Source organism: Aeromonas crassostreae, assembly GCF_054052445.1.
Window position 1 is genome coordinate 41,502 of sequence record NZ_JBSTYM010000011.1, and the last position, 23,828, is coordinate 65,329.

The following is a 23,828-nucleotide window of genomic DNA, read 5'->3' on the forward strand; positions in this document are numbered from 1 at the left end:
CTGATCTGTGGCGAACGAACAAAACGGCGACCTGCTGATCAATCACGAAGGGACCAGCGCCCTCGATGAGCATGAACAGAAGAGTTCCGCACTGGGGTTCCTCTCCAACAGCGATGTGCTGCGTCAGATCACCCTGATCCTGGGACTGGCCATCTGCCTGGCCATCGCCGTCTTCATCCTGTTGTGGGGCAAGGAGCCGGAGATGCGGCCCCTTGGCACCTACAACACCGAGGAGCTGGTAGCGACCCTGGATTACCTGGATCAACAGAAGATCCCCTATCAGGTCGAGGGCAGAAGCGTGCTGGTCAGCGCCGAGAACTACGGCGACATCCGCCTGCGCCTGACCCGGGCCGGGCTCGGCACCAGCAGCGTCAGCAGCAATGACGGTGAATCCATCCTGCTCAAGGACTCCAGCTTCGGGGTCAGTCAGCGGATGGAGGCCGAACGCCTCAAGCTCAGCCGCGAGCGTCAGCTGGCGAGCGCCATCGAACAGTTCCAGAACGTGGGCAAGGCCCAGGTGCTGCTGGCCATTCCCAAGGACAATGTGTTCGCCCGCAACGAGCGCAAGCCCAGCGCCACCGTGGTGCTGACCCTCAAGGGCAGCGCCCTGGGACAGGGGGAGGTGGACTCCATCGTCGACATGGTCGCCTCCGCGGTCCACGGCCTGGAGCCGACCCGGGTGACGGTCACGGATCAGAGCGGTCGCCTGCTCAACTCAGGCTCCCAGGATCCCGTCTCCGCCCAGACCCGCAAAGAATTTGCCATGCAGCAGAAGCAGGAGCTGGAGTACAAGCAGAAGATAGACGCCATCCTGATCCCTGTGCTCGGCATGGACAACTACACCGCCGAGGTGGATCTCGCCCTGGACTTCTCCCAGCAGGAGCAGACCCGCAAGACCTACAACCCCGACCTGCCCGCGGTGCGCTCCGAGATGACCCTGGAGGAGAACAGTGCCAGCGGCGCCAATGGCGGCGTGCCCGGCGCTCTCTCCAACCAGCCGCCCGCCGCCTCCGGCATCCCGGAGAAGGCGGAAGGGGGCGAGGGCGGCACCAGCGCCGGCCGCTCCCGCAAGGAGGCGACCCGCAACTATGAACTGGACACCACCGTCAGCCACACCCGCCGTCAGATGGGGGGCATTCGCCGCATGACGGTGTCGGTGGCGGTGGATTACAAGTCGGTCACCGGCGCCGTGGGCGCCGTCAGCCGCGAGCCGCGCAGCCAGGCCGAGATAGACACCCTGCGTCGCCTCATCAGTGGCGGCCTGGGATTTGACGTGACCCGGGGTGACACCCTGGAGGTGGTCGCCATCCCGTTCAATCGCCCCGAGCTGGACGTGATGCCGGACCTGCCCATCTACGAGCAGCCCTGGTTCTGGCGCGCGGTGCGCATCGCCGCCTCCGTGCTGGTCATCATAGTGCTCATCGTCACCGTGGTGCGGCCCATGCTCAAGCGCCTGCTCTACCCGGATGTCAAACCCGAGAGCGAGCTGGATCTGGACAACAGCATAGTGCTGGGTGGCGACGACGAATTGAGTCTGCTGGCGGCCCAGGCCGAGGCCGAGCCCATCTTCGGGGTGCGCGATGGTCACCTGAAACTGCCGGATCTCCATCGGGATGAGGACCTGCTCAAGGCGGTGCGGGCCCTGGTGGCGAACGAACCGGATCTGGCCGCTCAGGTCATTAAAGAATGGGTAACCAAAGATGCCTGAAGAGAATAAGAACCAAGTGACCGGCAACGACATCAGCGACGGTCAGCGCCAGATCCTCGACCAGATGTCGGGGATCGAGATGGCCGCCGTGCTGATGCTCAGCCTCAACGAGGAGGATGCCGCCCAGATCTTCCGCCACCTCGAGCCCAAGCAGGTGCAGCGCCTGGGCATGTCCATGGCTTCCATGTCGGATTTCAGTCACGACAGGGTGGCGGCGGTGCATCGTCAATTTATCGACGACATCCAGAAGTACACCAACATCGGCATCGGCAGCGAAGACTTCGTGCGCAAGGCCCTGGTGGCGGCGCTCGGGGAAGACAAGGCCAGCAACCTGGTGGATCAGATCATCCTGGGCTCGGGTGCCCGGGGTCTGGACTCCCTCAAGTGGATGGATGCGCGCCAGGTGGCCAGCATCATCCAGAACGAGCACCCCCAGATCCAGACCATCGTCCTCTCCTATCTGGAGCCGGAGCAGTCCGCCGAGATCCTGAGCCAGTTCCCGGAGCAGGTGCGCCTGGATCTGGTGATGCGCATCGCCAACCTCGAAGAGGTGCAACCGGCGGCGCTGCAAGAATTGAACGACATCATGGAGAAGCAATTCGCCGGCGCCGCCGGTGCCCAGGCGGCCAAGATGGGCGGCCTGAAGGCGGCGGCCAACATCATGAACTACCTGGATACCAACGTCGAAGGCCAGCTGATGGATGCCATCCGCGACTCCGACGAGGAGATGAGCCAGCAGATCCAGGACCTGATGTTCGTGTTCGAGAACCTGATCGACGTGGACGATCGGGGCATCCAGACCCTGCTGCGGGAAGTGCCCGGGGATCTGCTGCAACGGGCCCTCAAGGGCTCGGACGATCAGATGCGCGAGAAGATTTTCAAGAACATGTCCAAGCGGGCCGCCGAGATGCTGGCGGACGATCTGGAGGCCATGGGGCCGATCCGCGTCTCCGAGGTGGAGGCGGCCCAGAAGGAGATCCTCTCCACCGCCCGCCGTCTGGCGGATGCCGGCGAGCTCATGCTGGGGGCCGGTGGCGGCGAGGAGTTCCTCTAAGCCCGGCCTGCCTGGGGGATGAACGGGCCGCTGCCTGAGGCCCTGCGCCAGGCAGGTATGGCGTGATGACGGCGTGATGCACGGGGCGCCAGTCCCGATGAAGGGTGTCAGATGGGAGTGCCTCTAGAGCATGAATGACAAGAACAGCAAGCTGCGCGGCTACATGCGACCGGATACGGCGGGCACCCAGATCGAGACCTGGGGCTGGCCCGAGATGGAGGTGGCCGCCGAGGTGGAGACCAATGCCCTCGGCCTGACGCCGGACTGGTATCGCCAGGAGGAGGAGGTCGTAGCCGAGGAGCCGGCGCCCGAGCCCGCCCCCAGCCTCACCGCCGAGGAGCTGGAGGCCATCCGCCAGGCCGCCTGGGAGGAGGGCATGGCCGAGGGCCAGGCCGCCGGTTTTGCCAAGGGCCTGGAGGAGGGCAAGCTCGAGGGCCTCAAGCAGGGTCACGAGGCGGGCATGACCCAGGGCAAGGAGGAGGGGCTGGCCCTGGGCCGCGAGCAGGTGGAGCAGGAGCAGGCCCACTGGCGCCTGCTCGCCTCCCGCCTGGCCGAGCCCCTGGCCGAGCTGGACGCCGGGGTGGAGCAGCAGCTCATCGCCCTGGTGATGCAGCTGGCCCGGGCCCTGATCAAGCAGGAGGCGGTGACCTCGCCGGCCCTGCTGCTGGGCGCCCTCAAGGAGGGGCTGGCCCTGCTGCCCGCCGCGCGCCAGGGAGTCACCCTCTCCCTGCATCCGGATGACATCCAGCGGGTGGTGGCGGCCTTTGGCGAGGAGGAGTGCGAGCGGCGCCAATGGCGCTTCGAGAGCGATCCCACCCTGGTGCCCGGCGATCTTCAGCTCGCCACCGAACTCTCCAGCGTGGATCTGACCCTCTGTGGGCGCATCGACCAGCTGCTGCGCAACTTCCTGCGGGAAAACCAGCACGACTAGCCTGGGCCCCTTCATGAGGATCGAGTGATGAGCAACAGCCTTTCCCAACGACTGCAACGATACCGGGTCGGCGAGATCGCCCCCAAGACCCCGGTCGCCGGAAAGTTGACGCGGGTGGTGGGCCTGACCCTGGAGGCGGTGGGGTGCCGGGCCGCCATCGGCGCCCTGTGCCGCATCGATACCCAGGATGGCACCCTGGAGGCGGAGGTGGTCGGCTTCTCCGGCGATCGCCTGTTCCTGATGCCGAGCGAACAGCTCAAGGGGGTCATTCCCGGCGCCCGGGTGGTGCCCGTCACCGAGGAGCACGGCATCCCGGTGGGCATGAACCTGCTCGGCCGGGTCATCGACGGTATCGGCCAGCCCCTGGACGGCCTGGGCCCCATCCTCGCCGCCCAGACGGTGCAATTTGCCCAGACCCGCATCAACCCCCTGGCCCGTCGCCCCATCCACAGGCCGATGGACGTGGGGGTGCGCGCCATCAATGCGGTGCTCACAGTGGGTCAGGGTCAGCGCATGGGGCTGTTCGCCGGCTCCGGGGTCGGCAAGTCGGTCTTGCTCGGCATGATGACCCGGGGCTCGGTGGCGGACGTGGTGGTGGTCGGCCTCATCGGCGAGCGGGGCCGGGAGGTGAAGGAGTTCATCGAGGAGATCCTTGGCGCCGAGGGGCGCGAGCGCGCCGTGGTGGTGGCCGCCCCGGCCGATGCCTCCCCCCTGATGCGACTCAAGGGGTGCGAGACGGCGCTCGCCATCGCCGAGTATTTCCGGGATCAGGGGCTCAACGTGCTGCTCTTGATGGACTCGCTCACCCGCTATGCTCAGGCCCAGCGGGAGATCGCCCTGGCGGTGGGGGAGCCTCCCGCCACCAAGGGCTACCCGCCCTCGGTGTTTGCCAAATTACCGGCGCTGGTGGAGCGGGCCGGCAACGGCAACGACGGCCAGGGCTCCATCACCGCCTTTTTCACCGTGCTGACCGAGGGGGACGATCTGCAAGACCCCATCGCCGATGCCGCCCGGGCCATCCTGGACGGCCACATAGTGCTGTCGCGGGAACTCGCCGATTCGGGCCACTACCCGGCCATCGACATCGAGAAATCCATCAGCCGGGTCATGCCCCAGGTCACCTCGGCCGAACATCAGGGGCTGGCTCGGGCCCTCAAGCAGTACTACTCCCTCTACCAGCAGAACCGGGATCTCATCACCATCGGCGCCTACAGCCAGGGGGCGGATCCGCGCATCGATCGGGCCATCAATCAGAAACCCTATCTGGATCGCTTCTTGCAACAAGGCATGCGCGAGGTCATCCACTACGACGATGGCCTGCAAGCCCTGCAACTGGTGGCCATGCCCCTGATGCAGTAATGGGGATCCGCCCCGCGCCGAGCAGCATGAGGTAGTTGATGAGCAAGGGATTGATGTTATTGGCCGAGCGCCTCGAGGCGGCCGAGCAGCAGGCCGCCCTGGCCCTGGCCAAGGCCCAGCAGGATCTCAAGCTGTTCTTGCAGCAGCAGGACGCCCTCAACCAGTACCGCCAGATCTATCACCAGCAGTGGACCGACCGCGGCCTGCAGGGGATCAAGGCCCAGCAGAATGCCCAGTATCACGCCTTCATCAACAAGTTGGAGCAGGCGGCGACCCAGCAGTACGAGGGGGTGCTGCAGATCCGCGAGGCCCTGGGCCAGCGGCGGGAGGAGTGGCTGGCGGCCCAGCAGAGGCGCAAGGCGGTGGCCCTGCTGCTGGACAAGCAGGCCGATCGGGCCCGGCAGCAGGCCCAGCGCCAGGAGCAGAAAATGCTGGATGAGTTCGCCCTGCGTAGCCGAACCCTGCATTCTGGCCTGTAACTTGCTTTGTCTTGTTCGATGGCGCGCCCAGGCGTGACCCCATCTCGATGCAACCAGGCCTTATCGGCGCCCAGACCCCGGAATCCAGGATGATGCAGACACTGTTGACCCCCACTTCCCCGCCGATCGGCGGTGACAAGCCTGCCGCGCCAGGGCTGGCGCGGTCCGCTGACGGCGCCGTCCTGGACGGTGACAAGGCCGACTTTGCCGAGCTGATCAGTCAGTATCGACACGGGGGCGAAGCCACCCCGGTCAAGGGGCAGGTCAAGGAAGAGAAGGTCGCCCTGGCCGCCGCGGACAGGGAGCCGGGCGCCTTGCCGCCCGCTGCCGGGCGTCAAGAGACTGACGCCGTGCCGGTGGCATCCGACGGTCAGGCCGATGACGCCGACGGCGGGCGCACCCCGGGCCTCTCCGGGGATGACGCCTCTGCCATCATGGCCGGCAACCCCTTCCTCGTTCACCTGCAAGACTCCCTCAATCAGGACACCCGTCTGGTCGCCCCGGGCGAGGCCGCGAGCCTTGGGGAGGAGCGCGATGGCAATGCCTTGCCGCCTGGCTCCGCGCTCCCCGCCGCCAGGGGGGCTGCCCAGGCCGATGGTGAGTCCAAACGCCTTGGGCAGGGGGAGGGCGCCGCCGAGGTAAATCAGGCAACCCAGGCAACCCAGAACACCAAGGAAACCGAAGCAACCCTGGCCTCAGCCCTGCTCGGGGCGGCAGGGGATCACGAGGCCCTGGCCGGCGAAGCGGACGAGGCCTCTGGTACGCAGGCTCCCCCCAGGGTGGGTGAGGCCGTCCGGCTGGACGGCGCCTTGACGACCGGCATGGTCACCGGCATGACGAGCGGCGAGACGCCCGATGTGGCCGTCGACGAGACAACTCATATGGCTGCCGACCAGGGCGCTGGCAAGACAACCGAGATGACGGCCGACAAGACGCCAGAGAGGGGGCCAGAAATGTCCCCTGAGCCTGAGGTCAGCACCCCGGCCGATGCCTATGCCGCCGGCAATCGCGTCGCCCGGCAGGCGGGCCAGGAGCAGGCTGCCGCCGACGGGGAGCAGGCCCTGAGCCAGACCGAGTCCGGCCTTCGCCAGGAGGCGCCAGGCAAGGATAGGGTCGCACCCCAGATTGCAGCCCAGGCCCCGGCAGCCTCCGGAGCGAACCCGGCGGTGGCGCCGACCCTGGCTGCGCCCCAGCAAGTGCTGGCCCAGGCCCAGTCCCAGGGCAGCCAGGCCCCCCTGGCCAGCCTGCCCCAGGGCGACGCGGCCGCGGCCATGGATGGCGCCACTAAGCAGGCTCAGAAAGGGGCCCCCCTGGGGGCCAGGGGCAGGCTGGCGAGCCTGACCCGGGGCGAGGCCGCCGCCGAGCCGAAGCGGGAAGAGGAGGCCCAGGCCGCCGGCCAGCCGCCAAGTCAGGCCGCGGTGGGGGAGACCCGGATCGGCACGGCGCCCACCGGCCAGCCCAGGGCCGAGGCCGCCGCCTTGCCCCATCTGAAATTGGCGAGCCAGGATGCCCCGGCCGAGTTGCAGCAGAGGGTCAACGTCATGCTGGCTGACAAGTTGCAGCAGGCGGAGATCCAGCTCGACCCCCTCGGCCTTGGCAAGATGAAGATCCAGATCCAGCTTGGTCAGGACAACCAGGCCAGCGTCAACTTCGTGGTACAACATGGCCAGACCCGCGAGATGCTGGAGCAGGCCATGCCCAGGCTCAGGGAGATGCTGGCGGGGCAGGGGCTCTCCCTCGGTCAGACCTCGGTGCAGCAGCAACCCCAGCAGCAGGGCCAGCCCGGATCACAGCAGCAGACCCAGGGGGGCGGCTTCTCCCAACAGGGAGGCCAGGGCCAGGGGGGCGAAGGTCGTCAGCCGAGCCAGCATGAGGGGGAAACCGGTGTCACCCGGCTCACTTTGTCCATGGATGCGGCAAACGAGAGCGGAATTGATTTCTATGCTTGATGCGCCCCAAGTTAAGTTTATGATATCGAACAAGTTTGATTGAGGGTGGACAAGAGATGGCAGACGATAGCGAACTGACGCTCCAGGATCCGGCGGCGGCCAAGAAAAAGAAGATGATCATCCTGGCCGCCATCCTGGTGGTGCTGCTCATCGGCGGCGGTGTGGCCGCCTGGTTGCTGCTCTCGGGCGGTGACGAGGCCGCCAAGGCCCAGACCAGCGCCCAGACCGACGGCCAGCCCCAGGATCCGGCCACCCAGCCCGCCCTCTATGTGGGGATGCCGCGCCCCTTCGTGTTCAACGTGACGGGCCAGAGCCGGGATCGGTTGGTGCAGATCAAGGTGCAGCTGATGGTGCGTGGCGCCCCGAGTGAAGCCCTCGCCAAGCAGCATGTGCCCCTGATCGAGGGGACCCTGCTGCGGGTGTTCAGCGCCGCCAGCGCCGAGCAGCTGGTCACCTTCGAGGGCAAGGAAAAATTGCGCAATGACTCATTGGAAGAGTGCCGTCGGGTCCTCAAGGATCTGACCTCTTCCCCCGTAATCGAACAAGTGCTGTTTACCGGCTTTGTAATGCAGTAGGTGAAGCGTGAGCGATCTGTTAAGTCAGGACGAAATTGATGCCCTGTTGCACGGGGTCGACGATGTCGAAGAGGAGGAGATAGGGGCGGCCGGGGATCCTGGCATCACCCAGTTCGACTTCTCCTCCCAGGATCGCATCGTCCGGGGACGCATGCCCACCCTGGAGCTGGTGAACGAACGTTTCGCCCGCCACATGCGCATCAGCCTGTTCAACATGATGCGGCGCACCGCCGAGGTGTCGATCAACGGCGTGCAGATGCTGAAATTCGGCGAGTATGTCCACACCCTGTTCGTGCCCACCAGCCTGAACATGGTGCGCTTTCGCCCCCTCAAGGGGACGGCCCTCATCACCATGGAGGCGCGCCTCGTCTTCATCCTGGTGGAGAACTTCTTCGGCGGCGACGGTCGCTACCACGCCAAGATCGAGGGGCGCGAATTCACCCCCACCGAGCGGCGCATCATACAGATGCTGCTCAAGCTGGTGTTCGAGGATTACAAGGATGCCTGGGCGCCGGTGATGGACGTGGGCTTCGAGTATCTCGACTCCGAGGTGAACCCGGCCATGGCCAACATCGTCAGCCCCACCGAGGTGATAGTGGTGAGCTCCTTTCACATCGAGCTCGACGGCGGCGGCGGCGATTTCCACGTGGCCATGCCCTACTCCATGCTCGAACCCATCCGCGAGCTGCTCGATGCCGGTGTGCAGAGCGACAAGGGTGACACCGACGTGCGCTGGAGCAAGGCCCTGCGCGACGAGATCATGGACGTCAAGGTGGAGCTCAAGGCCAAGCTGCTGGAGACAGAGCTCTCCCTGCGCGAGCTGATGGAGCTGCAACCCGGCGACATCATTCCGGTGGAGATGCCCGAGAACCTGCTGGTCTATGTGGAGGACCTGCCCACCTTCCACGCCAAGATGGGGCGCACCAAGGAGAATGTGGCGCTCAAGATTGTCGACAAACTCAAGCGACCGGACGGGGTCAAGACCGAGATGCACCTGGTCACCCGTGGCGGCGTGCGCATTGATGGCGAGGCCGAGCTCGAAGAGCTCGAGCGCAGCATCGATGATCCAAACCGATGACAGGCCAGGGGCCCGTCCAATCATGAACCGTAAGGAAGTAAGATGAGCACACCCGAAGACGAGCAGGATCTGATGGCCGACGCCTGGGCCGCCGCCCTGGAAGAGCAGGTCACCGCCGAGGTCAAGCCGGCTCCCCTCGAGGAGCTGAGGGACGATGCCCCCATCAGTGCCGAGGAGCGTCGCAAGCTCGACACCATACTCGACATCCCGGTGACCATCGCCATGGAAGTGGGTCGCAGCCAGATCAGCATCCGCAACCTGCTGCAGCTGAACCAGGGCTCCGTGGTGGAGCTGGACAGGGTGGCCGGCGAGCCCCTGGACGTGCTGGTCAACGGCACCCTGATCGCCCACGGCGAAGTGGTGGTGGTCAATGACAAGTTCGGCATTCGGCTGACCGATGTCATCAGCCAGATCGAGCGGATCAAGAAACTCAAATGATCCGAGCCGCCATCCTGCTGATGTTGCCGCTGCCCGCCCTGGCGCAGGCCAGTGCCACGGCGCCGAGCCTCACCTCCTGGCTGCTGTCGAGCCTGATGGTCATCGGCCTCATCCTGGTGCTGGGGTTTTTGCTCAAGAAGAGCAAGCTGACCGCCCAGCTCGGGGGCGGCCAGATGAAGGTGATCGCCAGCCTGCCCCTCGGTTACAAGGAGAAGCTGCTGGTGGTCAAGGTGGGGGAGCAGCAGCTGCTGATCGGCGTCACCCCCCAGCAGGTCAATTTCCTCTATCGCCTGGAGGAGCCGCTCGATGAGCGTCAGCCTCAGGCCTTCGCCCAGCAACTGGGCAAGCTGATGGCACGCCATGACAAAGAGTAACGGGACAAACTGCCTCCCCGGGATGAGACGCTGGCCCTGGCTGTTGCTGCTGCTCTCGCCCCTGGCCCTGGCCCAGGATGGCATGTCGGCGGTGACCGTCACCACCCTGGCCGACGGCAGTCAGGAGTACAGCCTGACCCTGCAGGTGCTGGCGCTGATGACGGCCCTCTCCTTCCTGCCGGCCGTGGTCATCATGATGACCTCCTTCACCCGCATCATAGTGGTGCTCGGGATCCTCAGACAGGCCATCGGCCTGCAGCAGAGTCCCTCCAACCAGGTGCTGATCGGCATCGCCCTCTTCATGTCGTTCTTCATCATGTCCCCGGTGCTGGATCGCATCAACGAGGAGGCGCTGCAACCCTATCTGGCCGAGACCATCACCACCCAGGAGGCGCTGGAGAAGGCTCAGCTCCCCCTGCACCAGTTCATGCTGGCCCAGACCCGCATCAAGGATCTCAACACCTTCATGGAGATAGCCAACGTGCAGGTGGAGACCCCCGCCGAGGTACCGCTGCGGGTGCTGATCCCGGCCTTTGTCACCAGCGAGCTCAAGACCGCCTTCCAGATAGGGTTCATGCTGTTTCTGCCCTTCCTGGTCATCGACCTGGTGGTGGCCAGCATACTGATGGCCATGGGCATGATGATGCTCTCTCCCATGCTGGTCTCCCTGCCGTTCAAGCTGATGCTGTTCGTCATGGTGGACGGCTGGAACCTCATCCTGGGATCCCTGGCCAACAGCTTCGGCCTGGGCGCGGGATAAGGGAGGCGCCATGTCACCGGAAACCTTCGTCGACGTGTTTCGAGAGGCGCTCTGGCTGGTCACCATCATGGTGTGTGCCGTGATCCTGCCCAGCCTGATGGTGGGGTTGGTGGTCGCCATCTTCCAGGCGGCCACCTCCATCAACGAACAGACCCTGAGCTTCCTGCCCCGGCTGGTGGTGACCCTGCTGGCCCTGGGAGCGGGTGCCCACTGGGGTCTGCAGAGCCTGATGGACTTCTTCGTGCTGATGGTGAGCCAGATCCCCGAGGTGGTGGGATGAGCGGCGCGGGGCAGGGGTCGTGACCTTCTCCAGCCAGCTCATCCTGGAGTGGCTCGCCTCCGTGCTCTGGCCCCTGGCGCGGATCAGCAGCCTGCTGATGGTGATGGCGGTGTTTGGCAGCAAGCTGGCCCCCATGCATGTGCGCATGGGGCTCTCGCTGGCCATCAGCTTCCTCATCGCCCCCCTGTTGCCCCCCATGCCCCAGGTGGCGCTCTTCTCCCTGGGCAGTTTTCTGATCCTCGGCCAGCAGATCCTGATCGGGGTGGCCCTCGGCCTGATGACTCAGTTTCTGATGGAGAGCTTCGTGATGGCGGGCCAGGTGATCTCCATGCAGACCAGCCTGGGTTTCGCCTCCCTGGTGGATCCCATGAACGGCCAGTCCGCCCCCGTGGTGGGCCAGTTCTACCTGATGCTGGCGACCCTGGTGTTCCTCGCCCTGGACGGTCACCTCATCATGCTGCGCATGGTGATCCTGAGCTTCGATACCCTGCCGGTGGGCAATGGCGGTCTCTCGGTCGCCTCCCTGCGCACCCTGGCGGGCTTTCTCGGCGTCATGTTCCAGGCGGCCCTGGTGATGTCCCTCTCCGCCATCGTCGCCCTGCTGCTCATCAACTTCGCCTTCGGGGTCATGACCCGGGCCGCCCCCCAGCTCAACATCTTCAGCATCGGCTTTGCGGTCAGCATGATCTCGGGGCTCTTCATCCTCTGGCTCACCATAGGCGGCTTCCTCGGCCACTTCGATGCCCTCTGGCAGCGGGTGCAGGAGACCGGCTGCCAGCTCATCGAGACCCAGTGTCTGGGGGGCGCCCATGGTTGAAGGAGGGGCATTGACCCTGGCCCTGACGGCCCCCTGCTCACGGGAGGCAGGCCACCATGGCTGATACCGATCAGGAACGTACCGAACAGGCGACGGGCAAGCGATTACAACAGGCCCGGGAGAAGGGGCAGATCGCCCGCTCCAAGGAGCTGGGCACCGCCAGCGTGCTGCTGGCCGCCGTGTTCGGTCTGCTGATGGTCAAGGAGTCCCTGGCCACCGCCATGCTCAAGGTGATGACCATGGGCTTTACCCTGGAGCGGGAGCAGGCGTTCGACCCCAGCGCCATGTGGACCATGGTGCCGACCCTGATCGGCGAGGTGGTGTTCCCCCTGGGTCTGCTGTTCGCCCTGGTGGCCCTGGCGGCCTTCATCGGCAATACCCTGCTCGGCGGCCTCAACTTCTCCAGTCAGGCCATGATGCCCAAGTGGAGCAAGCTCAGCCCCCTCGCCGGTCTCAAGCGGATGTTCGGGGTGCAATCCCTGGTGGAGTTGGTCAAGTCCATCGCCAAGGTCCTGTTCATCACCCTGTTTGCCTGGTGGATGCTGTCGAGCCAGTTCGACCACCTGCTCAACCTCTCCCTGGAGGCCTTTCCCGGCGGCATCATCGATGCCCTCGAGCTGTTTTTGTGGATGCTGATCATCCTCTGCTGCGCCCTGCTGCCCATCGTCGCCATCGACGTCCCCTTCCAGAGCTGGAACCATGCCCGCCAGCTCAAGATGACCAAGCAGGAGGTCAAGGACGAGTACAAGGACTCAGAGGGCAAGCCCGAGGTGAAGGGGCGAATCCGGCGCCTGCAGATGGAGATGGCGGCGCGGCGCATGATGGGGGACGTGCCCAAGGCCGATGTCATCATCACCAACCCGACCCACTACTCGGTGGCGCTGCAATACGATCAGGGCAAGCCGGGGGCGGCGCCCAAGGTGCTGGCCAAGGGGGTGGACGAGGTCGCGCTCAAGATCCGCGAGATAGGCCGGGAGTACGAGATCCCCATACTGCCGTCCCCGGCGCTGACCCGTGCCATCTACCACAGCGCCGAGATTGGCCAGGAGATCCCCGAGGGGCTGTTTGCCGCCGTGGCCCAGGTGCTGGCCTATGTCTATCAGCTCAAGAAGTTCCGCCGTGGCCGGGGCCGTCGCCCGCAGCCCCTGGGCAAGGACCTGCCCATACCTCCGGAATACCGCAAGTGACGTCTTGGCCAACCGTCTCTGGACAGGGACCTGCTCATTGCGCCGGAATACCGCAAGTCACGCCAGGGCCGCAGCCCGCAGCCTCTTGGCATCCCCCGCAAGCGCCCTCGTCAGGCCGCAGCTGACAAACTTCTGACACAGTCAAAATAAAAGCATTACAAATCAGTAAATTGCTTTATTGGCTCGATGTTTGCTTTAATCCCTCTCATCTGGGATCAAGAACTGAGAATCGTCATGACAGTGCGGGCATCATTGGGCCGATTGAAAGCGTACCGCGGAATAGTGGGCAAGGGGCTCGGCACGCCGCTGCTGGTGTTGGCCTCCCTCGGCATGGTGATGCTGCCCATCCCGCCGCTGATGCTCGATACCCTGTTCTCCTTCAATATCGCCCTCTCCATCGTGGTGCTGCTGGTGGCCGTCTATACCCGCCGTCCCCTGGAATTTGCCGCCTTCCCCACCGTGCTGCTGATAGCGACCCTGCTGCGACTTGCCCTCAACGTCGCCTCGACCCGGGTGGTGCTGCTGGAGGGTCACAACGGGGGCGACGCCGCCGGTCATGTGATCGAGGCATTTGGCAACGTGGTGATCGGTGGCAACTATGCGGTGGGCATCATCGTCTTCCTCATCCTGGTCATCATCAACTTCGTGGTGGTCACCAAGGGTGCCGGGCGGATTTCTGAAGTCAGCGCCCGCTTCACCCTGGACGCCATGCCCGGCAAGCAGATGGCCATCGATGCGGACCTGAACGCCGGTCTCATCAATCAGGAGGAGGCGCGCAAGCGCCGCGCCGATGTGACCCAGGAGGCGGACTTCTATGGCTCCATGGACGGTGCCTCCAAGTTCGTCAAGGGGGATGCCATTGCCGGCATCATGATCCTCTTCATCAACATCATCGGCGGCTTCATCATCGGCATGATGCAGCACCAGCTCAGCTTCGGCGAGGCGGCAGAGGTCTATACCCTGCTCGCCATCGGTGACGGCCTGGTGGCCCAGATCCCCTCCCTGCTGCTCTCCATCGCCGCCGCCATCATAGTGACCCGCCAGAACACGGATCAGGACATGGGCACCGCCATGCTGGGCCAGCTGTTCGACAATCCCAAGGCCCTGGTCATCTCTGCCAGCATCCTGCTGATGATGGGGCTGGTGCCCGGCATGCCGCACCTGGCCTTCCTGAGTCTGGGGGCCGTGGCTGCGGCCGGTGCCTGGTGGCTGCTGCGCCGGGAGAAGCAGAACCAGGCCAAGGCGGCGAGCGGTGAACTCTTGCCGGCCAACGGGGATGCGCCCGTGGAGCAGAAGGACTTGAGCTGGGACGACGTCATGCCGGTGGACATCATTGGCCTCGAGGTCGGCTATCAGCTCATCCCCCTGGTGGACAAGAGCCAGGGCGGGGAGCTGCTCAACCGGATCAAGGGGGTACGCAAGAAGCTCTCCCAGGAGCTGGGCTTCCTGGTGCCGGCGGTGCATATCCGCGACAACCTGGATCTGGCGCCGAACCAGTACCGCATCACCCTGATGGGGGTGAGCACGGGGGAGGCGAACGTCTACCACGACAAGGAGATGGCCATCAACCCGGGCCAGGTGTTCGGCCAGATCCAGGGCATCCCCACCCAGGACCCCGCCTTCGGGCTGGAGGCGGTCTGGGTCGGCAAGGATCAGGTCTCCCAGGCCCAGACCCTGGGTTATACGGTGGTGGACGCCGCCACCGTGGTCGCCACCCACCTGAGCCAGATCCTCTCCAACCAGGCGGCCCTGCTGCTCGGCCATGACGAGGTGCAGCAGCTGCTGGACATGATAGGAAAACATCAGAGCAAGCTGGTGGAAGGGCTGGTTCCCGAGGTGATCACCATGGGCAACCTGGTCAAGGTGTTGCAGAATCTCCTCAATGAGGGCGTGCCTATTCGCGACATGCGCACCATACTGCAGACCCTGGTGGAATACGGACCCCGCAGCCCGGATCCCGAGGTGTTGACCGCGGCCTGCCGCATCGCCCTGCGTCGCCTCATCGTGCAGGAGATAGCGGGCCCGGATCCCGAGTTGCCCGTCATCACCTTGGCGCCAGAGTTGGAACGTATATTGCATCAATCCTTGCAGGCGGGTGGGGGCGAAGGGGCCGGCATAGAGCCGGGCCTGGCGGAGCGGATGCAGCGCTCCCTGCTCGAGGCCACCCAGCGGCAAGAATTGGAAGGTCAACCGGCGGTGCTTCTGACATCGGGGATCCTGAGAAATACCCTGGCCAAGTTTGTCAAGAATGCCATTCCAGGATTGCGCGTCCTGTCCTATCAGGAAGTACCGGATGACAAGCAGATCCGTATTGTCAGCGCGGTAGGGCAGCACTAGTTAGCGGAGATGACGGGTGAAGATTAAGCGGTTTTTTGCCAAGGATATGCGCACGGCCCTGGCCGAGGTCAAAGAGACTCTCGGGCCGGACGCCGTCATCATGTCCAACAAAAAGGTCACCGGCGGGGTCGAGATCGTCGCCGCCATCGACTATCAATCCCAGGTCACGATCCCGAGGGATGTGCCGGTTCGCCGCCAGTTGAACGAAGAGAGCGTCAATATTTCGTCTGCGGCGCGTCAGGTGGCGCGACCGGCCCCCGGGCGCGGCGAGGCGCCCGCCGGCGGCCAGAGCCGCAATGAGCAGTATGCCGATACCCTGGCCGCCCTGCTGGCCCGTCAGCAGCAGCTGACCCCGAACCAGTCGAGCGGACTGGGGGCAGGGCGTCCGGCGCCCCAGGCGGCCGAGGCGCCCCGTACCCTGGCGGAGCAGGGCAACTGGGCCGCCCCGCAACCGGCCAAGCCCAGGGCCAGACCCGCACCGGCGCGGGCACCCCAGCCCCAGCGCGACCCGGAGATGGAAGGGATGCGCCAGGAGATGGCCTCCATCCGCAAGCTGCTGGAGCACCAGATCTCCGGCCTGATGTGGCAGGAGGTGGAACGCCGCGAGCCGATGCGGGCCCTGCTCATCAAGGAGCTCAAGAAGATAGGGTTCGATGATGCCTTCGCCGATCAGCTGGCGGGTCTCATCCCGGAAGAGATGTCCATTCATCAGGCCCTGGCCCAGCTGGCCGAGGTGCTGACCGCCCAGCTCAAGGTGAGCGAGGACGAGATCCTGCGCCAGGGGGGCGCGGTGGCGCTGCTCGGGCCGACCGGGGTGGGCAAGACCACCACCATCGCCAAGCTGGCGGCCCGTTTTGCCATGAAATATGGCGCCGAGCAGGTGGCGCTCATCACCACGGACAACTACCGGATCGGCGCCCACGAACAGCTGCAAACCTATGGGCGCATCATGGGCTGCCCGGTGCGCCAGGTGCGCGATGCCGAGGAGCTGGCCAGCGCCCTCTATCAATTCCGCCACCGCCGTCTGGTATTGATCGATACCGCCGGCATGGGGCAGCGGGATGTCAGGCTGACCGAGCAGCTCGACACCCTGGTCAAGAGTGCCAAGGTGCAGATCCGCAGCTACCTGGTGATGTCGGCGACATCCCAGCGCCGGGTCATGCAGGAGGCCATGGATCACTTTCGCCGCATTCCCCTCTCCGGCTGCATCCTCACCAAGCTGGACGAGAGCATCAATCTGGGGGAAGTGATCAATGTGTGTATCCAGAATGCGTTGCCCATCAGCTACATCACCGATGGTCAGCGGGTTCCGGAAGATATTCAGATAGCCAACGCGGCCCAGCTCGTCGGCGCGGCCATGGGGTCGCTGGACCGGGAGAGCGAAGAGCCCTACTTCTGGGGCGCGGGGTTTGGTGAGGGCGAGGATTCAGATTCTTATGAGTAACATACCTATGGATCAGGCGAGTGGTCTGCGCAAAATGCGTTCAAATAACCGAGTGAAAGTGATCGCCGTCTCCGGTGGCAAGGGGGGCGTCGGCAAGACCAACGTCACCCTGAACGTGGCCGGTGCCATGGCGGCCCAGGGCAAGCGGGTGATGGTGCTGGATGCTGACCTGGGTCTGGCCAACGTCGACGTCATGCTGGGGCTGAGGGTGCACCGCAACCTCTCCCACGTGCTGGCGGGGGAGTGCACCCTGGACGACATCATCGTCGAGGGGCCCTACGGCATGATGATAGTGCCGGCCACCTCGGGCACCCAGTCCATGGTCGAGCTGTCGCCGGCCCAGCACGTGGGGCTGATCCGTGCCTTCAGCGAGATGAAGACCCAGGTCGACATCCTGCTGGTGGACACGGCCGCCGGCATCTCCGACATGGTGCTTAGCTTCACCCGCGCCGCGCAAGACATCATGGTGGTGGTGTGCGACGAGCCCACCTCCATCACGGATGCCTACGCCCTCATCAAGATCCTCTCCAAGGATCACGGCGTGTTCCGCTTCAAGGTGGTGGCGAACATGGTGCGCTCCCTGCGAGAAGGCCAGGAGCTCTATGCCAAGCTGACCCGGGTGACCGACCGTTTCCTCGATACCTCCCTGGAGCTGGTCGCCTGCATTCCCTATGACACCAACTTGCGTGCCGCGGTGCGCAAGCAGAAACTGATCGTCGAGGCCTTCCCCAAGTCGCCGGCCGCCCTGGCGTTCCGCGCCCTGGCCAACAAGGCGGCCAGCTGGCCCATCCCGCACCAGCCGGGCGGTCACCTGGAGTTCTTCCTGGAAAATCTGCTGCAAAAACCGGCCATCACAGAGGAAGGATCTCGTGAATAAAGCCCAAGCCTACCTGCGTCATCAGGATTCCTATGTGCTGGTGGAGCGCCACGCTCCGTTGGTGAAACGGATCGCCCAGCATCTGTTGGCTCGTCTGCCGAGCAGTGTCTTGCTGGATGACCTGATCCAGGCAGGTATGATTGGGCTGCTCGAGGCCTCTCGCAACTTTGACGGCAGCAAGGGCGCCAGTTTCGAGACCTATGCCGGCATCCGCATTCGCGGCGCCATGCTCGACGAGATCCGCCGTGGCGACTGGGTGCCCCGTTCGGTTCACCGCAACAGCCGCACCATAGCGGACGCCATCGAGAACGTGGAGCAGGCCCATGGCCGCGATGCCCGCGACACCGAGGTGGCCGCCTATATGGGGGTGGGCCTTGGCGAGTATCACGCCATGCTGCAGGATGTCTCCTGCGGCAAGATCATCGGCATCGAGGATCTGGGGGTGAGTGAAGACGTCATCGGCGGACCGGAGGCGGGCAACAACCTCGGCTTCGACGAGCTGGCGGCGGAACGCTTCCAAGCGGCCCTGGCCGAGAACATAGGCCGTCTGCCGGAGCGGGAAGCCCTGGTGCTCTCCCTCTACTACGACGAAGAGTTGAACCTGCGCGAGATTGGTGAAGTATTGAACGTAAGTGAGTCTCGGGTGAGCCAGATCCACAGCCAGGCGATGCACAGATTGCGTGCTCGCCTGCGAGATTGGCACGCATAAGCGTGTCATGGCTACACTGGCCCCCGACTCTCAGGCATAATCCGCACCCTGCAACCTGCGCTAACGCATCATATGAGTGAGCCGCCCTGGCGGCTATCTAGGAGGAAAATTTGGACAAGAACATGAAAATCCTCATCGTCGATGACTTTTCGACAATGCGCCGGATTATCAAGAACTTGCTGCGCGATCTCGGCTTCAATAACACCCATGAGGCGGACGATGGCAACACGGCGCTGCCCATGCTGAAAAATGGCGACTACCAGTTCGTGGTCACCGACTGGAACATGCCCGGCATGCAGGGCATCGACCTGCTCAAGGCGATCCGCCTCGACGACAAGCTCAAGCACCTGCCGGTGCTGATGGTCACCGCCGAAGCCAAGCGCGAGCAGATCATCGAAGCGGCCCAGGCCGGCGTCAACGGTTACATCGTCAAGCCGTTCACCGCCGCCACCCTCAAAGAGAAACTCGACAAGATCTTCGAGCGGATCGGCTAAGGGGTCCGCCATGACGGCCAAAACGAGTGCCATTATCTCCCTCGAGCAGGCGAGAAGGCTGGTCGCCCACCTGGAACAGGGCGAGTTCGAGTCGGCCGACGACCTGCTCGCCGACATCTGCGCCCCCAATGCGGCCGCCCTGTTCGACAAGGTCGGCCAGCTGACCCGCCAGTTGCACGACTCCCTGCGCGACTTCCAGCTCGACCCCAGGCTGCCCTCCCTCGCCAACGAGGAGATACCCGATGCCCGCGAGCGGCTCAGCTATGTCATCGACATGACGGACAAGGCGGCCAATCGCACCATGGATGCCGTCGAGGCCAGCCTGCCCATCGCCGATCGCCTCAATGACAATATCCAGTTGGTACTGCCGAACTGGCAGGCCCTGATGTCGCGGGAACTCGGCCTGGGACAGTTCAAGGCACTCTGCCATCAACTGGATGATTTTATTAAGGCTTCCGAATCCGATGCCGATAAATTACGACAACTGCTGACCGATATCCTGATGGCTCAGGATTTCCAGGACTTGACCGGCCAAATGATCCGCCGGGTGATCACCCTGGTGCAGGAGGTCGAGACCAAGCTTATCGAGATGCTGACCATGTTCGGGGACGCCTCGGCCGAACCGAGTGCCCCCAAGGCGCCCATCAACGGCATTGAGGCGGAAGGCCCCATCATGAATCCGCATACCCGCAGCGACGTGGTCAACGGTCAGGATGATGTGGACGATCTGCTGTCCAGCCTCGGATTTTAACGGTCTGCCGCCCGGGCTCGCGCTCGATGAGATACAGGGCTCTGTTGTGCCGTCTGCCGCGTCCCGATGGGAGACGAGGCAGGCAGCCTCCGCCCAGAGCCCCCTGTGACAGGGACGGATCAGTTGTTCAACCCCGGATTCTAATGGAGTGACGAATGGCCTTCGAAGTTGATGAAGACATACTGCAAGACTTTCTGGTCGAAGCATCCGAAATTTTGGAACAGTTGTCTGAACAACTGGTCGAACTCGAGAAGCGCCCCGACGACAAGAACCTGCTCAACGCCATCTTTCGCGGTTTTCACACCGTCAAGGGGGGCGCCGGTTTCCTGTCGCTGACCGAGCTGGTGGACGTCTGCCATGGGGCCGAGAACCTGTTCGACATGTTGCGCAACGGCAAGCGAACCCTCAGCGCCGAGCTGATGGACGTGATCCTGCAGGCCCTCGATGCCATCAATGTGATGTTCGCCCAGGTCCAGAACCGTGAGCCGATCAGCGCCGCCGCTCCCGAGCTGCTGCACGATCTCCATGAGCTGTGCAAGCCCCAGGGGGAGGAGCAGCTGCTGAGCGTCTCCAGCGCCAGTGCGGCCCCTGTGGTCGCCCCCGAACCCGAACCTGAACCTGAACCCGAGATCGCCCCTGCGCCCCTGGCCGGCGGTGGCGGCACCATAGACGAGATCTCCGACGACGAGTTCGAGCGCCTGCTCGACGAGCTGCACGGAGCCGGCGGCGCGCCGACCCAGGCCGCCCCTTCTCCCGCCCCGGCCCCCGCGGCCAGCGGCGACATCACCGACGACGAATTCGAAGCCCTGCTCGATCAACTCCATGGTCAGGGCCAGCATCTGGGGGCTCCGACCCCCAATCCGCTGCAGTCGGTGCAAAGCGAGGTGGATGCCCTCATCGATGATGACGAGTTCGAGCGCCTGCTCGACGAGCTCCATGGCCGTGGCCAGGGCCCCGCCGTCACCATGAAGTCGGCGACCCCGGCATCGGCCCCGACTCGGGTCGAGCCGGTGGCCGCCCAGCCATCGTCTCCCGCCGCGCCGGCCCCGGTGGCCGCCAAGGCGGCCGTCCAGCCATCGTCCCCTGCCGCCGCTCAGGCCCCTCTGGCCGGCAAGGCCGCGCCCAAGCCGGCGGCCCCCGAGAACGCCGCCGCCGTCCAGAGCGACAGCACGGTGCGGGTCGACACCAAGACCCTCGACGTCATCATGAACATGGTGGGGGAGCTGGTGCTGGTGCGTAACCGCCTGGTGAGCCTCGGTATCGCCAGCAACGACGAAGAGATGTCCAAGGCGGTCGCCAACCTGGATGTGGTGACGGCGGATCTGCAGGGGGCGGTCATGAAGACCCGCATGCAGCCCATCAAGAAGGTGTTTGGCCGCTTCCCCCGGGTGGTGCGCGACCTCGCCCGCAGCCTGAAAAAAGAGATCGAACTGGTCATGGTGGGGGAGGAGACCGACCTTGACAAGAACCTGGTGGAGGCCCTGGCCGATCCCCTGGTTCACCTGGTGCGCAACTCCTGCGACCACGGCGTCGAGATGCCGGACGTGCGGGAGAAGGCGGGCAAGCCCCGTCAGGGCACCATCACCCTGAGCGCCTCCCAGCAGGGGGATCACATCCTGCTCTGCATCGAGGATGACGGCGCCGGCATGGATCCGGAGAAGCTCAAGTCCATCGCCATCAGCCGTGGCGTGCTCGATGCCGACAGCGCCGCGCGCATGAGCGACACCGATGCCTACAACCTGATCTTCGCCCCCGGTTTCTCCACCAAGGCCGAGATCTCCGACATCTCGGGCCGCGGCGTCGGCATGGACGTGGTCAAGACCAGCATCGTCAGCCTCAACGGCTCCGTGCACATCGACTCCACCTTCGGCAAGGGCACCCGCCTCGAGATCAAGGTGCCGCTGACCCTGGCCATACTGCCGACCCTGATGGTCGAAGTGGGGGAGCAGACCTTCGCGCTGCCGCTCGGCTGCGTCAACGAGATCTTCCACCTGGACCTGAAGAAGGCCAATGTGGTGGACGGCCAGCTCACCATCATAGTGCGCGACAAGGCGATCCCCCTGTTCTACCTGCACAAGTGGCTGATGCGCGGCGCCAGACGCCCGGGCAACCAGGAGTCGGGCCACGTGGTCATCGTCCAGATCGGGACCCAGCAGGTCGGCTTCGTGGTCGACAATCTCATCGGGCAGGAAGAGGTGGTGATCAAGCCGCTGGACAACCTGCTGCAGGGCACGCCGGGCATGGCGGGCGCCACCATCACCAGTGATGGCGGCATCGCGCTCATCCTCGATGTGCCCAGCCTGCTCAAGGCCTATGCGCGCAGACAATAATCCTTCGGGTCCAAGGAGTTAGAAAAATAACAATGGCAGTCAAGGTATTAGTCGTCGACGATTCGAGCTTCTTCCGCCGCCGGGTCAGCGAGATCATCAATCAGGATCCCCAGCTGACCGTCATCGACACGGCCCAGAACGGCCGTGAGGCGGTGGACAAGGCCATCGCCCTGCGCCCCGATGTCATCACCATGGACATAGAGATGCCCGTGCTCGATGGCATCAGTGCGGTGCGGGAGATCATGGCCAAGTGCCCCACCCCCATACTGATGTTCTCTTCCCTGACCCACGAGGGGGCCCGCTCCACCCTGGATGCCCTGGACGCCGGGGCCTTGGATTTTTTGCCCAAGAAGTTCGAAGACATCGCCCGTGACAAGGACGAGGCGGTGCGCCTGCTGCAGCAGCGGGTCAAGGAGATAGCCCGCAAACGCTTCCTGATGTCCGCCCGCCCGCAACCGGTGGCGAGCGCCCCCATCGCCAAGGCGGCGCCCGCCACCGCCCTGCGCGAGCGCTCCCCGCTGGCCGAGCGCCCCGTGCTGGCCGAGCGGCCTCAGCCTGCCGCCAGCTTCAAGCGCAGCGGCAAGAGCTATCAGCTGGTGGCCATCGGCACCTCCACCGGCGGTCCGGTCGCCTTGCAAAACGTGCTGACCAAGCTGCCCCTGGATTTCCCCCATCCGATCCTGCTGATCCAGCACATGCCGGCCACCTTCACCGCCGCCTTCGCCGCGCGCTTGAACGGCTTGTGCCAGATCGGGGTCAAGGAGGCGCAGGATGGCGACGTGCTCAAGCCCGGTCACGCCTATCTGGCGCCGGGGGGCAAGCAGATGCTGCTGGAGGGACGCGGCGCCGGCGCCCGTCTTCGCATCATCGACGGCAACGACAAGGTCAACTACAAGCCCTGTGTCGACATCACCTTCGCCTCCGCCGCCAAGACCTATGGCGACAAGGTGCTGGCCATAGTGCTGACCGGCATGGGGGCCGATGGCCGTGACGGGGCTCGCCTGCTCAAGGAGCAGGGGGCCACCATCTGGGCCCAGGACGAGGCTTCCTGCGTGGTCTACGGCATGCCCCAGGCGGTCGCCAAGGCGGGCATCGCCTCCGAATCCCTGCCCCTGGACAGGGTCGCCCAGCGCATCCTGGTCGAGTTGGGCCGCTAGATGGGATGGCTCGGTCTGTTGCTGGCCCTGGTGGCCATCGCCCTCGCCCAGTGGTGGCATGGGGGCAGCTTGCAGACCCTGCTCGACGGTCCCGCCTTCCTCATCGTGGTGGGAGGCACCCTGGGAGCCGTGATATTGCAGACCCCGCGCCAGTATCTGTTGCAAGCCTGCGCCCAACTCGGCTGGGTGTTCAATCCCCCGGCCTGGGATCTGGCCCGCCAGGGGGAGCGGCTGCAACGCTGGGCCCAGCTGGCTCGCCAGCAGGGGCTGCTGGCCCTGGAGGCGTCGGCGGACGAGGAGACGGATCCCTTCACCCGCCAGGGGCTGGCCATGCTGGTGGACGGGGTGCCGGTGGAACAGATGCGCCAGCTGCTCGAGTCCGACATCGACCTCAGCCAGGAGCGCAACGAGCACGCGGCCCGGGTGTTCGAGGCCATGGGGGGCTATAGCCCGACCATCGGCATCATAGGGGCGGTATTGGGCCTCATTCAGGCCATGTTTCACCTGGAGGATCCGGCGGCGCTCGGCGCCGGCATCGCCGTGGCCTTCGTGGCGACCATCTACGGGGTGGGCTTTGCCAACCTGATCTACCTGCCCCTGGGCAACAGGCTGCGCGCCTTTCATTACCACTATGGCCTCTATCAGGAGATGACCCTGGAGGGGCTGCTGGCCATCGCCCATGGCGACAACAGCCTGCAGCTGGAGCGGCGGCTCAAGAGTTACCTCAAGGGGGAGTGAGC

The 23,828-nt window shown here is 64.8% G+C and carries 23 protein-coding genes; all 23 read left to right on the forward strand.

Annotation, left to right across the window (positions count from 1 at the left end):
• The first annotated feature begins 7 nt into the window (after nucleotides 1-7).
• The 23 genes from fliF (at nucleotide 8) to ACW5W4_RS10600 (ending at nucleotide 23,826) form a co-directional block, all read left to right on the forward strand.
• Entirely contained in the window at nucleotides 8-1,708 is a 1,701-nt protein-coding gene (gene fliF / locus ACW5W4_RS10490) for a flagellar basal-body MS-ring/collar protein FliF (RefSeq protein ID WP_456689320.1), read from the forward strand.
• Nucleotides 1,701-2,762, forward strand: coding sequence for a flagellar motor switch protein FliG (fliG, locus tag ACW5W4_RS10495; protein ID WP_427261275.1), 1,062 nt, complete (start codon nucleotides 1,701-1,703; stop codon nucleotides 2,760-2,762). Before fliF ends, fliG begins: the two co-directional genes overlap by 8 nt.
• 130 nt (nucleotides 2,763-2,892) lie before the next feature.
• Entirely contained in the window at nucleotides 2,893-3,693 is an 801-nt protein-coding gene (gene fliH, locus ACW5W4_RS10500; protein ID WP_456689321.1) for a flagellar assembly protein FliH, read from the forward strand.
• 27 nt (nucleotides 3,694-3,720) lie between these two features.
• The gene (gene fliI, locus ACW5W4_RS10505; protein ID WP_456689322.1) at nucleotides 3,721-5,052 is read left to right on the forward strand and encodes a flagellar protein export ATPase FliI; all 1,332 of its coding nucleotides are present in this window, start codon (nucleotides 3,721-3,723) and stop codon (nucleotides 5,050-5,052) included.
• A gap of 38 nt (nucleotides 5,053-5,090) precedes the next feature.
• Nucleotides 5,091-5,531 (forward strand): flagellar export protein FliJ, encoded by a 441-nt coding sequence (gene fliJ, locus ACW5W4_RS10510; protein ID WP_408797403.1) that lies wholly within the window; start codon nucleotides 5,091-5,093, stop codon nucleotides 5,529-5,531.
• An 89-nt stretch (nucleotides 5,532-5,620) separates the two neighbouring features.
• A complete protein-coding gene (locus ACW5W4_RS10515) occupies nucleotides 5,621-7,480 on the forward strand; it encodes a flagellar hook-length control protein FliK (RefSeq protein ID WP_456689323.1) in 1,860 nt (619 codons plus the stop codon).
• A 56-nt stretch (nucleotides 7,481-7,536) separates the two neighbouring features.
• Nucleotides 7,537-8,055, forward strand: a complete 519-nt coding sequence (gene fliL, locus ACW5W4_RS10520) for a flagellar basal body-associated protein FliL (RefSeq protein WP_427261278.1) — start codon at nucleotides 7,537-7,539, stop codon at nucleotides 8,053-8,055.
• A 7-nt stretch (nucleotides 8,056-8,062) separates the two neighbouring features.
• A complete protein-coding gene (gene fliM / locus ACW5W4_RS10525; RefSeq protein ID WP_041994013.1) occupies nucleotides 8,063-9,133 on the forward strand; it encodes a flagellar motor switch protein FliM in 1,071 nt (356 codons plus the stop codon).
• Between the two features lie 42 nt (nucleotides 9,134-9,175).
• A complete protein-coding gene (fliN, locus tag ACW5W4_RS10530) occupies nucleotides 9,176-9,571 on the forward strand; it encodes a flagellar motor switch protein FliN (RefSeq protein ID WP_041994010.1) in 396 nt (131 codons plus the stop codon).
• The gene (gene fliO, locus ACW5W4_RS10535) at nucleotides 9,568-9,945 is read left to right on the forward strand and encodes a flagellar biosynthetic protein FliO (RefSeq protein ID WP_456689324.1); all 378 of its coding nucleotides are present in this window, start codon (nucleotides 9,568-9,570) and stop codon (nucleotides 9,943-9,945) included. The genes fliN and fliO overlap by 4 nt, the downstream gene beginning before the upstream one ends.
• Nucleotides 9,932-10,705 (forward strand): flagellar type III secretion system pore protein FliP, encoded by a 774-nt coding sequence (gene fliP / locus ACW5W4_RS10540; RefSeq protein ID WP_408797396.1) that lies wholly within the window; start codon nucleotides 9,932-9,934, stop codon nucleotides 10,703-10,705. Before fliO ends, fliP begins: the two co-directional genes overlap by 14 nt.
• Nucleotides 10,706-10,715: 10 nt before the next feature.
• Nucleotides 10,716-10,985: a flagellar biosynthesis protein FliQ gene (gene fliQ / locus ACW5W4_RS10545; protein ID WP_041993999.1), complete on the forward strand. Its 270-nt coding sequence runs from the start codon at nucleotides 10,716-10,718 to the stop codon at nucleotides 10,983-10,985.
• 19 nt (nucleotides 10,986-11,004) lie between these two features.
• On the forward strand, nucleotides 11,005-11,802 hold the full coding sequence (gene fliR / locus ACW5W4_RS10550; protein ID WP_408797394.1) for a flagellar biosynthetic protein FliR: 798 nt from the start codon (nucleotides 11,005-11,007) through the stop codon (nucleotides 11,800-11,802).
• A 56-nt stretch (nucleotides 11,803-11,858) separates the two neighbouring features.
• On the forward strand, nucleotides 11,859-12,989 hold the full coding sequence (flhB, locus tag ACW5W4_RS10555; protein WP_427261281.1) for a flagellar biosynthesis protein FlhB: 1,131 nt from the start codon (nucleotides 11,859-11,861) through the stop codon (nucleotides 12,987-12,989).
• Between the two features lie 234 nt (nucleotides 12,990-13,223).
• Nucleotides 13,224-15,326 (forward strand): flagellar biosynthesis protein FlhA, encoded by a 2,103-nt coding sequence (gene flhA, locus ACW5W4_RS10560; protein WP_456689325.1) that lies wholly within the window; start codon nucleotides 13,224-13,226, stop codon nucleotides 15,324-15,326.
• A gap of 16 nt (nucleotides 15,327-15,342) precedes the next feature.
• Complete coding sequence (flhF, locus tag ACW5W4_RS10565; protein WP_456689326.1) at nucleotides 15,343-16,770, forward strand: flagellar biosynthesis protein FlhF; 1,428 nt, start codon at nucleotides 15,343-15,345, stop codon at nucleotides 16,768-16,770.
• Nucleotides 16,763-17,647, forward strand: coding sequence for a MinD/ParA family protein (locus tag ACW5W4_RS10570; RefSeq protein WP_041993984.1), 885 nt, complete (start codon nucleotides 16,763-16,765; stop codon nucleotides 17,645-17,647). Before flhF ends, ACW5W4_RS10570 begins: the two co-directional genes overlap by 8 nt.
• Complete coding sequence (locus tag ACW5W4_RS10575) at nucleotides 17,640-18,356, forward strand: RNA polymerase sigma factor FliA (protein ID WP_408797386.1); 717 nt, start codon at nucleotides 17,640-17,642, stop codon at nucleotides 18,354-18,356. The genes ACW5W4_RS10570 and ACW5W4_RS10575 overlap by 8 nt, the downstream gene beginning before the upstream one ends.
• 122 nt (nucleotides 18,357-18,478) lie before the next feature.
• Entirely contained in the window at nucleotides 18,479-18,850 is a 372-nt protein-coding gene (gene cheY / locus ACW5W4_RS10580; RefSeq protein WP_425320766.1) for a chemotaxis response regulator CheY, read from the forward strand.
• A 10-nt stretch (nucleotides 18,851-18,860) separates the two neighbouring features.
• A complete protein-coding gene (locus ACW5W4_RS10585) occupies nucleotides 18,861-19,601 on the forward strand; it encodes a protein phosphatase CheZ (protein ID WP_427261283.1) in 741 nt (246 codons plus the stop codon).
• 155 nt (nucleotides 19,602-19,756) lie between these two features.
• Complete coding sequence (locus tag ACW5W4_RS10590) at nucleotides 19,757-21,931, forward strand: chemotaxis protein CheA (protein ID WP_456689327.1); 2,175 nt, start codon at nucleotides 19,757-19,759, stop codon at nucleotides 21,929-21,931.
• A gap of 32 nt (nucleotides 21,932-21,963) precedes the next feature.
• Nucleotides 21,964-23,088 carry a protein-glutamate methylesterase/protein-glutamine glutaminase gene (locus ACW5W4_RS10595; protein WP_456689328.1) on the forward strand — a complete coding sequence of 375 codons (1,125 nt, stop codon included), beginning with the start codon at nucleotides 21,964-21,966 and terminating at the stop codon, nucleotides 23,086-23,088.
• On the forward strand, nucleotides 23,089-23,826 hold the full coding sequence (locus ACW5W4_RS10600) for a flagellar motor protein (RefSeq protein WP_456689329.1): 738 nt from the start codon (nucleotides 23,089-23,091) through the stop codon (nucleotides 23,824-23,826).
• Nucleotides 23,827-23,828: the final 2 nt, after the last annotated feature.